Source organism: Campylobacter volucris, from assembly GCF_008011665.1.
Lineage (GTDB): Bacteria > Campylobacterota > Campylobacteria > Campylobacterales > Campylobacteraceae > Campylobacter_D > Campylobacter_D volucris_A.
The window spans coordinates 17,314-28,272 of sequence record NZ_VOWJ01000023.1 but is presented as its reverse complement, the minus strand read 5'-3'; the positions used below and the strand labels follow the sequence as shown (position 1 = coordinate 28,272).

Here is a 10,959-nt window from a genome sequence, read left to right as displayed (position 1 = left end):
GGTTAAAATGCAAACTCAAATTATTCCAGCATTAGATTTAATAAATGGCAAAGTAGTAAGACTTTATAAAGGCGATTATACTAAAAAACAAGAGTATGATTATGATCCTTTGGCTAAGTTCCAAGAGTATGAGGCACAAGGCATATCGTGGCTTCATTTGGTGGATTTAGATGGTGCAAAAGATCCTAGTAAAAGGCAATTACAACTCATAGAAAAATTAGCCTTAAATGTCAAAGTAAATTTGCAAGTAGGTGGAGGCATACGCACTAAAGATGAGGTTAAAGCTTTGCTTGATAGTGGAGTTAAACGCGTGGTTATAGGCTCTTTAGCTATTAAAGATAAAAAGCTCACCGAAACATTTTTGCAAGAATTTGGCACGCAAAAGCTAGTTTTGGCTTTAGATAGCATTTGTACAAATGATGAATTTTTTGTAGCTACTGATGCGTGGAGTAAAACTAGTAATGAAACTTTGTTTGATGTTTTAAATTTTTATCAAAACATCACGCATATTTTATGCACCGATATTTCCAAAGATGGCACGATGAGTGGAGCAAATATAGCTTTATACAAAGCTTTGCATGAAAAATTTCCAAATTTGCAAGTCCAAGCAAGTGGTGGCGTGGCAAGTTTGCAAGATTTTATCGATTTAAAAGGTATAGTAAGTGGTATCATCACGGGCAAAGCTTTGCTTGATGGAAAATTCAGCATTAAGGAGGCTCAAAAATGCTTGCAAAACGCATAATAGCTTGTTTAGATGTCAAAGATGGCAGAGTTGTAAAAGGGGTGCAGTTTAAAAACCATCAAGATATGGGCGATATCATAGAGCTTGCTAAATTTTACTCACAAAATGGCATTGATGAGCTTGTATTTTACGACATAGGAGCTTCAGCTAAAAATGGGCGTGTAGATAGGGCTTGGGTAAGCAAGGTCGCACAAAATATCTCCATACCATTTTGCGTAGCAGGTGGTATAAAAAGCGAAGATGATGCAAAAGAGCTTTTAGCAAATGGAGCTGATAAAATTTCTATCAATTCTCCTGCGTTAAATGATCCAAATTTGATTGCTAATCTTGCTAAAAATTTCGGTGTGCAGTGCGTTGTTGTAGGTATAGACTCGTTTAAAGATGAAAATGGCGAACTTTTAGTCTATAAATACACAGGCGATGAGAGTAAGTCTCATCATAGTGGTAAAAAAACACTAGAATGGATTAAGCAAGTTTGTGAGCTTGGAGCAGGTGAAATCGTGCTAAATATGATGAATCAAGATGGTATGAAAAAAGGTTATGATTTAGATCAACTTGCCAAAGCTAGATCAATCTGCCCTGTGCCTTTGGTAGCAAGTGGCGGAGCAGGTGCTAAAGAACATTTTTTAGACGCTTTTAAGCTCGGAGTAGATGGAGCTTTAGCTGCTTCGATTTTTCATAAAAAGCTTATAGATATAAAAGAATTAAAACTTTTTTTAAAAGATCAAGGCATCACAATACGCATTTAAGGACAAATAATGGATATCAATCAAGAAGAATTTATAAAAAGCATTAATTGGAACAAAGTAGCAAATTTAGTCCCTGTCATAGTGCAAGATTTTCACTCGTGTGAAGTTTTGATGCAAGGCTTTATGAACGAACAAGCCTTAAGAGAAAGTTTTAAGCACCAAAAAGTCGTATTTTACTCCCGCACAAAAGAGCGTTTGTGGATGAAAGGTGAAGAAAGCGGGAATTTTTTAAATATCATAGATTTAGGGCTTGATTGTGATAAAGATTGTATTTTAGTTTTGGTTAAACCAAGCGGAGCTACTTGTCATAGTGGTGATATATCTTGTTTTGAGCAAATTTCTAAAAAGGCTGATTTTGTATTTTTATCACGCCTTGAAAAACTCATCTATTCAAGGAAAAATGCCACTCCAAATTCTTCTTATACGGCTGAACTTTTTGCAAAAGGCACTAAACGCATCGCACAAAAGGTAGGCGAAGAAGGCGTAGAAACAGCCTTAGCAGCCACAGCAAAAGACAAAGATGAGTTAATCTGCGAAGCAGCAGATTTACTTTATCATTTAGATGTTTTATTAGCCGATGCAAATTTGAGTTTAAATGATGTCATAGCAAAATTAAAAGAAAGAAATAAAAGTTAAGCGTGATTTCTCACGCTTAATTAAGCAATATTTTTGAAAAGATTCACTAGCTATATCGTGTGTTTTTGAAAAAACTTTATAAAATTTTATAAATGTCTTTTTAAAAAGTTATAGTAATTTTTAATTTATTTTATGTTAGAATAAATTATCATCACATAGCGAGAAGTCGTCTATCCATTTATTTTTAGATTGACATCTCGTTATGTATTTAGGATTTTTATGAGCAACCTTAACGAAGACATAAATTTTTCCATCATACAGCCTAGAAAAACCGCAGTTTTAGTGGATTTGTCTTTTTTTATAGAAAGATATAATACTTTAAAACATATCAAAGATATGACTCCTGAAGAACTAGCAAAACGATTAAAAGATTATGTGTTTGAGTCTGTTAGAAGAAATAAAGATTATTTATATAGAGTGTATATTTATGATTGTGAGCCATTAAATAAAAATGTTCCTATGCCACCTATAGAAAAAACAGATAAATCATTAAATCTTGGAAAAACTGATACTTTTAAATTTAGAACTAGTTTGTTAGATTGTCTAAGACAACAGCCGTATTTTGCTGTAAGATTGGGCGAGATTGATGAAAATAGTTTTCAATGGAAAATCAAAGATTATAAAAAATTTAAACAGCTTTTGCAAAAAGAAATAGAAATTGATAGCTTAACTGCCGATGATTTTGTTTTAGATATCAGACAAAAAGGCGTTGATATGAAAATAGGATTAGATATTGCCACTTTATCTATAAAAAAACAAATCGAAAAAATCATTCTTATTACCGCAGATAGCGATTTTATACCAGCTATAAAACACGCAAGAAAAGAAGGGGTCATTGTCCAACTAGACCCTATGAGAGTTTCAAATTCTCAAATGAAAAAAGGTTTATTAGAGCATATAGACATTCTCTCATCAGTTTTTAAAAATACCAACAATCCTTAATCACACGATTATCAGTTTATATTTTACATGTAATTTTTATTACAAATATCTTCATTTTTGGAACACTTCTTGCTTTCATTCTAACAAGCAATAGAATTTTGGAAAAAATTCATAAAACAATATTTTTTAAAGGATTTAATTATGATGAGATCTCTTTGGGCTGGAGTTTCAGGACTTCAAGCACACCAATACGCAATGGATGTAGAAGGTAACAACATCGCAAATGTGAATACTTTTGGTTTTAAGTATTCTCGTGCAGATTTCTCAACACTTATGAGTCAAACTTCTAAGATAGCCACAGCTCCAGATGGAGACTTAGGTGGCAAAAACCCTATGCAAGTAGGTCTTGGAGCAGGTGTAAATTCTACTACAAGAATCCACTCACAAGGTAATATCCAAACCACAGACAAAAACACAGACTTAGCTATAAATGGAGATGGATTTTTCATCGTATCAAACGATGGTGGGACTACTCAGTTTTTTACTCGTGCAGGGGACTTTAAAACCGATGCGGTAGGAAATTTCGTAGATAATAATGGCTACACAGTCCAAGGGTGGAATTATAATCAAGAAACAGGCCAAATAGACTCTTCTAAATCAGTAGAAGATATAGTCATCCCACCAGGTATGAGTATGCCAGCTAAAGAAAGCTCTATAGTAAAACTCACAGCAAACCTAGATAGCGGTAATAGCCTAGGTGCAAATGCCTCTGCTAAACGCCCTATCTATGCTCTTGATTCTACTCATGGTCAAAGAGAAGATACAGGAACAGTTGTAAATGAAAACGATAGAGGCCATACTGAATTTTACACTACTTCTAAAAGCGGAGCCCAAGTAACCGAAAAGGGTGTAGATATGGGAGTAGTTTTTAATGCTAAAGGCGAAGGTTTAAACCTCAGAAATGGACAAGGAATTTGGGTAAGCTATGCTGATGCTAAACATACTTCTAATGTCGAATTAAGTCCGGCTTTACCCGATGATCCTACTAAATGGCAACAAGGAGTTGCAGGCACATTTTGGGGTTATAACCGAGATGGCACTCCAGTTCCAGCTATTTTAGATATAACTATAAATGGAACACATATTAGAGCCGAAGGTGTAGGTCAAGATACCTTTATCAATGCTATCAATGCTAAAAAAGCCGAAACAGGCGTAGAAGCTTCCATAGTAGATGGTAAAATCACTTTTACTAATGACAATAGCATAGGAACCACAGGAAAAACTAAAAATATAGATATACAAGTAGGAAATGACACTACTGCTGGAGCACAAGTAAGAGTGGTTAGAGGTGGTCAAGGTGCAGTTAATGGGTTGGGATTGCAAATAGATGGGCAAAAACCTGGGAGACAAAATGGTGCATGGCTTGGAGTACAAAATCCAGAAAATGGGACTAATAGTCCAATTATAACAACTAAAGAAGTTATTACAGCTCACGAATATATTTACAGCTCAAGTGGAGTAGATATAGGAGCCGAACCTAATCCTAATGCTAATACAGCGGCAGAAGCTAATATGCCTAGTGCAAAAGGTAGAAGAACTTTCCATACTACTGAAGATTTAAGAGAGCTTTTGCAAAGAGATGCTAGATATGGGGTGGATTATGATGGAGATGGAGTTTTAGAAAATTGGGGTACTGTTAATAACAATCCTAATGGAGCTCCTGGAAGCGCTGATGCTAATGCTGGAGTAAAAGTAACCGTAGAAAAAGATGGAAGATTTAAGATAGTAAATCCTAAGTTAAATGATCAATCTAAAGATATGACTTTTAAAATCACAGGCTATTCTAACGAAGCAAATAAAATAGCTACGAATGATAAATTTACCGCTATGTTTAGTGCCCTAGATGGAAATTTCAATGCAGGAAATAATGAAAAATTCTCTCAAGATATGTATCTATCAGCGCATACTGCTAGTATAGAGATATTTGACTCATTAGGAACTAGACACGAACTTACCGTGCAATTTGCCAAAGAAACCAAAACAGCTGATGGTGGTGCTGAATGGTCGGTGATCATCTCTGTGCCTGAACCTGCGGAGATAAACTTTAGCGGAGATGGTGCTCCTGGTAATATAGTAGTGGGAAATGTGAAATTTGGAAATGATGGCTCACTTCAAAGCTATACTCCAAATGTGATTAATTTCACTGGAAACAACGGCTCAAGGCCAAACCAAGTAGTAAAACTAGACTTTGGGACAACTGGAGCTTTTGATGGCTTAACAAGCTATGATAAAGACTCAGCTACTACTAAACAAGAAACAGATGGCTACACAGGGGGTAATCTAAAGCCAGATGCACTAAGAACTGATGAAAACGGCTATGTGTATGGAGAATTTACTAATGGTAAAACTCTAGCTTTAGCTAAAGTTGCACTTGCATCTTTCCCAAATAATATGGGTCTTGAAGAAATAGGAAGCAATCTTTTTAAGGCTACTGCAAACTCAGGAACTCCTACCATAGGACACGCTGGAGAAGGCGGTAGAGGTGGATTGAAATCTTCTGCGATAGAGATGTCGAATGTGGATTTGAGTCGTTCATTAACTCAGCTTATCGTTATACAAAGAGGATATCAAGCAAGCTCTAAAACTATCACTACAAGTGATCAGCTTTTAAATACGCTATTGCAATTAAAACAATAATTTTAACCCAAGGTTTTAAAGCCTTGGGGTCAAGCTTTACAAGGTTATCGAGGTAGCCTTGTAATACTTGATAGCCTTGAGCCTTCAATCTATTGCTAACTCACTTCTTTTTTGCCTAAGAAGTGAGTAGCATGATTTCATATCGACAAAAGAGAAGAAAAATTTATAAATTTTTGCTTTTAAAATTTATCATTAGTGGTTCTAGCCATTTGGTGGTTTCAAATATTTCTAGTTTGTTGTTTTTAAATTCTAAGAGTTTTTTATAATTTTGAGTATTGTCAAAAATAGTGATGTGATTGCAAAATTTTGCAATGATGTTAAAATTTTTTAAAGACTCGTGGTATCTTTTTTCTATGAGTTCTTCTTTTATATCGTGTCCGCCTTTAGCCACGCGAATCTTAACTCTTTGTTTTGCTGTGCTTGGAGAATCTAATCCTATGTAGTAAAGATTTATAGTGTAAGAATTTTTTTGCAACTTTTTGAATAAAGATAAAATGCTAGTGCCACAAAGTGTAGTTTCTTGGTTAAAATCATAAGCTTTTTTGATATAGTTTTCACGCATTTTAATGGCTATCCTTGAAGCTCTAAATTGATCTTCTTGATTTTTCCAATCGCCAAAACTACTTACGATCTCATCGATGTTAATTCTAAGCCCAAAGTCTTTGCTTTTTTCAAGTTCATTATAATATAAGGTAGTTTTTCCACAGCCTTCGGCTCCTGCAAAAATAGTAGCTATTTTTTTCATTGATAAAGCCTTTGTTGAATGATGTGAAATTTTAACATAAATTGTTTATAAGCATTTTGAAAATAAATATAAAGTTTTTTCACAAACACACGATATAGCTAGTGAATCTTTTCAAAAATATTGCTTAATTAAGTGCGAGAAATCGCACTTAACTTCTTTAATCAAATTTTAAATTTTTTAAAGGCAAATAAGATAAAATAAAAATAAAAGGAAAAAATTTATGAATATGCCTTTTAGTGATGAAGAATTAATAGAGCCTGTAAAAGCAAGTCTAGCTAAAACAATGCATATTTTAGAAAACGATGGCGGTGGGCTTGAGTTTTTAGGGATAAAAAATGGCGTAGTTTATGTGAAATTAACAGGGGCTTGTCATGGTTGTCCATCAAGTGGCACTACTTTAAAATACGGCTTAGAAAAGCAACTTAAAATCGATATACATCCAGATATTACCATAGTCAATTTAGCAGGTGGAGAAAGCGAATTTGCAAAATTATAAAAAAATAGCCATAGAATGTTTTTACAATAAAGATTTTAAAAACGCCAAAATTTACTTTTCATTAGCATATCAAAAGCGTAAAAATAAAAGATTGCTTACTTTTATAAATATTTGTGATTTGGCTTTGACAAGCCCTGATGAAGCTTTTGTTTTTTTTGAATTTTTCTTGCAAAATTATAAAAATCCTAAAATTGATACAGATTTAGAAAGGCTTATAAATTTAAGTCAAAGTGTGCAGTTTGAAGAAGATAGTGAAGATTTTGATGGCTTGAGTTATCAAGACTTTTTGTTAAGTGAAAAAGAACTTGGATTTAAGCGAGCTTTAGAAAATGTTATAATTTCAAACAAACTTATTATAAACGATAAAGAAGATTTTGTGGATTTTTTAGAAAAGCTTTTAGAGTATGGTTATAAAGATATGCTTGTAGCTTATATGGAAGATGTTGGAGCACATTTTTACTCTAACTATCGTTTTATAAAACTTAGTGAAAAACTTAAAGGCTTGTTGTGATTGTAAAAATTAATGATGGTTTTATCACGGATAATTCTAACGAATGCAAACAAGAATGCTATTTTTTAAAAACCACACAAAATGAAAAATTTGCTCCTAGTGCCTTAGAAAAAGGTGCGAAAATAATCGATGTAAAGCAATGTTATGAGCTTTTAAATATAGATAAAAACATAAAAATCATCGGTATAACAGGAACTAATGGTAAAACCACTACAGCTGGGGCTATGTATTCTATTTTGCTTGATTTGGGATATAAATGTGCTTTGATGGGAACTAGGGGAAGTTTTATCAATGATAAAAAAATCGCTCCAAAAGGACTCACTACAGCTGCGATTTTACAAACTTTAGAGCTTTTGTCTTTAGCTACAAAAGAAAAATGTGAATTTTTGATTATGGAAGTAAGCTCTCATGCTTTGGTGCAAAATCGTATAGAAGGACTTGAATTTAAAGCTAAAATTTTTACTAATCTCACTCAAGATCACCTAGACTTTCATGGAAGTTTTGAAAACTATAAACAAGCAAAAGAAAGCTTTTTTGCTGATGAGTGTATGAAATTTCTCAATAAAGACGCAAGTGCTATTAAATTTAATGTGAAAAATTCTTTTTCTTATGGTATAGAAAATCCAAGTTATTATCATATAAAAGCTTATGCTTTAAAAAATGGCATAGAAGCAGTGGTAAATTTTGGTAAAGAAAATTTTATGATAGAGTCTTCTTTGGTAGGAATTTTTAATCTTTATAATCTTTTAGCAGCGAGTGCTTGTGTGAATGAGCTCATAAAGCCAAATTTGAAAAAACTTGAAAAAGCCATTAGTAATTTTGGTGGTATAGAAGGTAGAATGCAAGTAGTTGCTAAAGAAGTGATAGTGGATTTTGCTCATACTCCTGATGGCATAGAAAAAGTGCTTGATGCTTTAAGATATAAAGATTTAATCGTAGTTTTTGGAGCAGGTGGAGATAGAGACAAAACCAAACGCCCTTTAATGGCAAAAATCGCAAAGCATTATGCTAAAACACTCATCATCACAAGCGATAACCCACGCTCTGAAGAACCAATGGATATAATCAATGATATTTTAAGTGGTATAGAGCAAGATGAGAGCGTGTTTATAGAGTGTGATAGAAAAAAAGCTATAAAAAAAGCCTTGGAATTTAAAAAAGATGATGAATTTGTTGTGATTTTAGGAAAAGGTGATGAGGACTATCAAGAAATAAAAGGAGTTAAATATCCTTTTAATGATAAAGAAGTAGTTTTGCAAATATTAAAAGAAGGAAAATAAATGTTTGAAAATATGGACTTTTCAAAAATGGGTGAGCTTTTAACTAAGGCTCAAGAAAAAGCAAATGAATTAGAGCAAGAAGCTTTAAAACAAGAATTTAGTGCAAAAAGCGGTGGTGGTCTTGTGAAAGTTAGTGCTAATGGAAAAGGAGAAATCATCGATATTAACATCGATGAATCTTTGTTTGAAGATAAAGAATCTATGCAAATTTTATTAATATCTGCTATTAATGATGTGCTTAAAATGGTGGAGCAAAATAAAAAATCAATGGCAAGTAATTTATTTAGCAAGATGGGGGCTTTATGAGAATTTTTATATGTCTGTTGGCATTAGTTGGAGTTTTATTTGCTATCCCAAGGCCAAGTTTTAATGACTTTTTAGCGTGTTATCAAAAAAATAAAGCAAGTATGCTAATTTATGAGGGATTGCCTGCTTTTGCTTTAAATGAAAATACCCTAGCAGTGGTGAAAGTAAAAGATGGAAAATTAAACAATTACACAAAATACGATCCATTTTTAAATTTGTATTTAGTGAAAACTGATTTTAGTTTAATCCCTGCTCCCATGGGTGATGAAGAAGAACTTACGCGTAATAGCTGGGTGGGAATTTTAGATGATAATCAAAGCTATATAGGACATTTAAAGTATTTTGGTCAAAGTTTAACCGAGCGTGATCAGCTTGATTTTACCACTAAAATAGGTGAGTTGAATTCTCCTTGTTGTAAAATGCTAGGTATTACTTTAGATGGTGGTAGGTTGATTGGAAATCGTTATTTAAAGCATTTTTCAAAATATCCTGAAGTATATTGGGGAGATATTGGGGTAGATTTTGAAAAAAGAGATGGTAGAATTTATGTAAAAAATGTGCGTAAAAATGGGCAATTTTTATTAAGCGATGAAATCATAAGCGTTGATGGACAGCCTTATGATGATGTAAGAAAATTAAATGAAAAGATCTTGTTTGCTGATCGTGGGAGCACTTTGTATTTTAATGTATTAAGAGATAATGAAGATTTAAATATATCTACTATCGTGTTTGATAAAGATTTAGGAGTTTTTGCAAAACCAAAAAAAGTAGTGCCACCTAAACCGACTTCTTTTTATTCTAATTTTGGCTTACGCGTCGATACTAAGATGAATGTCATAGAGGTAACTCCAAATTCAAAAGCACAAATGGCTGGATTTTTAAAAGGCGATAAAATACTAAGAGTAAATAATCAAAAAATGAAAAATATGGATGAATTTAAAAATATACTTTTAGAGGCTAATTCTTTTGATATTTTAGTTTCAAGGAAAGCTACTAGCATACCATCAGCTCAAAATAATGAGCTTGAACAGATAAAGCGAGGGTATTTTGACTTTTTTATAAGGCTTACTAAGTGATTTTGAAAAAATTCAAAAAGCACTTAGAGCAAAATTTTCCTAAAGTCCAAAGTTTTCACCCATTTTTTAATGAAGCTTTAGCGTGGATGTTAGAAGCAGGAGGAAAGCACTTTAGGGCTCAACTTTTGCTTGGTATAGTAGAAGCTAAAGCACCAAAGCTTTTTTTGCCTGCATTAGATATAGCTTTAGCTATAGAATTTATACATACTTATTCTTTAATACACGATGATTTACCTGCTATGGATGATGCATCTTTGCGTAGAGGCAAGCAAACCTTGCATAAAAAATATGATGAAACTACGGCTATTTTGGTAGGAGATGCATTAAATACTGAAGCTTTTTTGCTACTTTCAAAATCTAATTTAAAAGACGAGATAAAAGTCAAATTAGTCCAAACCTTAGCTTTTAATGCAGGAATTAATGGCATGATAATAGGTCAGGCTATTGATTGTTATTTTGAAGGAAAAGCTTTAAATTTAGAGCAAGTTGAATTTTTGCATATACATAAAACCGCAAGATTAATAGCTGCTAGTTTAAAAATGGGTTGTGAAATTTGTGAGTTAAGCCAAGAAGATAGTGAAAAAATATACCAAATAGGATTAGAATTAGGACTTATTTTTCAAATAAATGATGATATTATCGATGCAACTTTAGATGCAACAGAAGCGGGCAAACCTACTCACAATGATATACATAAAAATTCTTTTGTGAATTTGTTAGGATTAGAAAATGCTATAAAAACAAAAGATGAGATGTTAAAAAAGACTCAAAAGCAAATAGAGCAATTAGATATAGATATAGCGCAAATGCTTAAAAAAATGATTCAAATATACTTATAA

The 10,959-nt window shown here is 32.9% G+C and carries 12 protein-coding genes; 11 read left to right on the top strand and 1 reads right to left on the bottom strand.

The window, feature by feature from the left end; genetic code table 11:
- The first annotated feature begins 7 nt into the window (after positions 1–7).
- From hisA to flgE, 5 genes are all read left to right on the top strand, one after another.
- Positions 8–742, top strand: coding sequence for a 1-(5-phosphoribosyl)-5-[(5-phosphoribosylamino)methylideneamino]imidazole-4-carboxamide isomerase (gene hisA, locus FPD38_RS04305; RefSeq protein ID WP_147555537.1), 735 nt, complete (start codon positions 8–10; stop codon positions 740–742).
- A complete protein-coding gene (hisF, locus tag FPD38_RS04300; protein ID WP_147555536.1) occupies positions 724–1,491 on the top strand; it encodes an imidazole glycerol phosphate synthase subunit HisF in 768 nt (255 codons plus the stop codon). The genes hisA and hisF overlap by 19 nt, the downstream gene beginning before the upstream one ends.
- Before the next feature lie 9 nt (positions 1,492–1,500).
- Positions 1,501–2,127 (top strand): bifunctional phosphoribosyl-AMP cyclohydrolase/phosphoribosyl-ATP diphosphatase HisIE, encoded by a 627-nt coding sequence (gene hisIE / locus FPD38_RS04295; RefSeq protein ID WP_147555535.1) that lies wholly within the window; start codon positions 1,501–1,503, stop codon positions 2,125–2,127.
- Between the two features lie 336 nt (positions 2,128–2,463).
- On the top strand, positions 2,464–3,069 hold the full coding sequence (locus tag FPD38_RS04290) for an NYN domain-containing protein (RefSeq protein ID WP_039667659.1): 606 nt from the start codon (positions 2,464–2,466) through the stop codon (positions 3,067–3,069).
- Between the two features lie 141 nt (positions 3,070–3,210).
- Complete coding sequence (flgE, locus tag FPD38_RS04285; RefSeq protein ID WP_147555534.1) at positions 3,211–5,706, top strand: flagellar hook protein FlgE; 2,496 nt, start codon at positions 3,211–3,213, stop codon at positions 5,704–5,706.
- 163 nt (positions 5,707–5,869) lie between these two features.
- Here the strand turns inward: flgE and FPD38_RS04280 are convergent, their stop codons facing one another.
- On the bottom strand, positions 5,870–6,451 hold the full coding sequence (locus tag FPD38_RS04280; RefSeq protein ID WP_147555533.1) for an ATPase: 582 nt from the start codon (positions 6,449–6,451) through the stop codon (positions 5,870–5,872).
- Positions 6,452–6,677: 226 nt separating this feature from the next.
- Between FPD38_RS04280 and FPD38_RS04275 the strand changes: the two genes are divergently transcribed.
- The 6 genes from FPD38_RS04275 to FPD38_RS04250 are packed head-to-tail and all read left to right on the top strand — an operon-like array spanning position 6,678 to position 10,959.
- Complete coding sequence (locus tag FPD38_RS04275; RefSeq protein WP_147555643.1) at positions 6,678–6,947, top strand: NifU family protein; 270 nt, start codon at positions 6,678–6,680, stop codon at positions 6,945–6,947.
- Positions 6,934–7,458: a histidine kinase gene (locus FPD38_RS04270; RefSeq protein WP_147555532.1), complete on the top strand. Its 525-nt coding sequence runs from the start codon at positions 6,934–6,936 to the stop codon at positions 7,456–7,458. Before FPD38_RS04275 ends, FPD38_RS04270 begins: the two co-directional genes overlap by 14 nt.
- Entirely contained in the window at positions 7,455–8,738 is a 1,284-nt protein-coding gene (locus tag FPD38_RS04265) for a UDP-N-acetylmuramoyl-L-alanyl-D-glutamate--2,6-diaminopimelate ligase (protein WP_147555531.1), read from the top strand. The genes FPD38_RS04270 and FPD38_RS04265 overlap by 4 nt, the downstream gene beginning before the upstream one ends.
- On the top strand, positions 8,739–9,044 hold the full coding sequence (locus FPD38_RS04260) for a YbaB/EbfC family nucleoid-associated protein (protein WP_147555530.1): 306 nt from the start codon (positions 8,739–8,741) through the stop codon (positions 9,042–9,044).
- Complete coding sequence (locus tag FPD38_RS04255) at positions 9,041–10,120, top strand: PDZ domain-containing protein (protein WP_147555529.1); 1,080 nt, start codon at positions 9,041–9,043, stop codon at positions 10,118–10,120. The genes FPD38_RS04260 and FPD38_RS04255 overlap by 4 nt, the downstream gene beginning before the upstream one ends.
- Positions 10,117–10,959, top strand: a complete 843-nt coding sequence (locus tag FPD38_RS04250) for a polyprenyl synthetase family protein (protein WP_147555528.1) — start codon at positions 10,117–10,119, stop codon at positions 10,957–10,959. Before FPD38_RS04255 ends, FPD38_RS04250 begins: the two co-directional genes overlap by 4 nt.

Excerpts from the sequence above, each read along its gene's own strand:
- hisA (WP_147555537.1), top strand. The coding sequence starts at position 8 with ATGCAAACTCAAATTATTCCAGCATTAGATTTAATAAATGGCAAAGTA.
- hisF (WP_147555536.1), top strand. The coding sequence starts at position 724 with ATGCTTGCAAAACGCATAATAGCTTGTTTAGATGTCAAAGATGGCAGA.
- hisIE (WP_147555535.1), top strand. The coding sequence starts at position 1,501 with ATGGATATCAATCAAGAAGAATTTATAAAAAGCATTAATTGGAACAAA.
- FPD38_RS04290 (WP_039667659.1), top strand. The coding sequence starts at position 2,464 with ATGACTCCTGAAGAACTAGCAAAACGATTAAAAGATTATGTGTTTGAG.
- flgE (WP_147555534.1), top strand. The coding sequence starts at position 3,211 with ATGATGAGATCTCTTTGGGCTGGAGTTTCAGGACTTCAAGCACACCAA.
- FPD38_RS04280 (WP_147555533.1), bottom strand. The coding sequence starts at position 6,451 with ATGAAAAAAATAGCTACTATTTTTGCAGGAGCCGAAGGCTGTGGAAAA.
- FPD38_RS04275 (WP_147555643.1), top strand. The coding sequence starts at position 6,678 with ATGCCTTTTAGTGATGAAGAATTAATAGAGCCTGTAAAAGCAAGTCTA.
- FPD38_RS04260 (WP_147555530.1), top strand. The coding sequence starts at position 8,739 with ATGTTTGAAAATATGGACTTTTCAAAAATGGGTGAGCTTTTAACTAAG.
- FPD38_RS04255 (WP_147555529.1), top strand. The coding sequence starts at position 9,041 with ATGAGAATTTTTATATGTCTGTTGGCATTAGTTGGAGTTTTATTTGCT.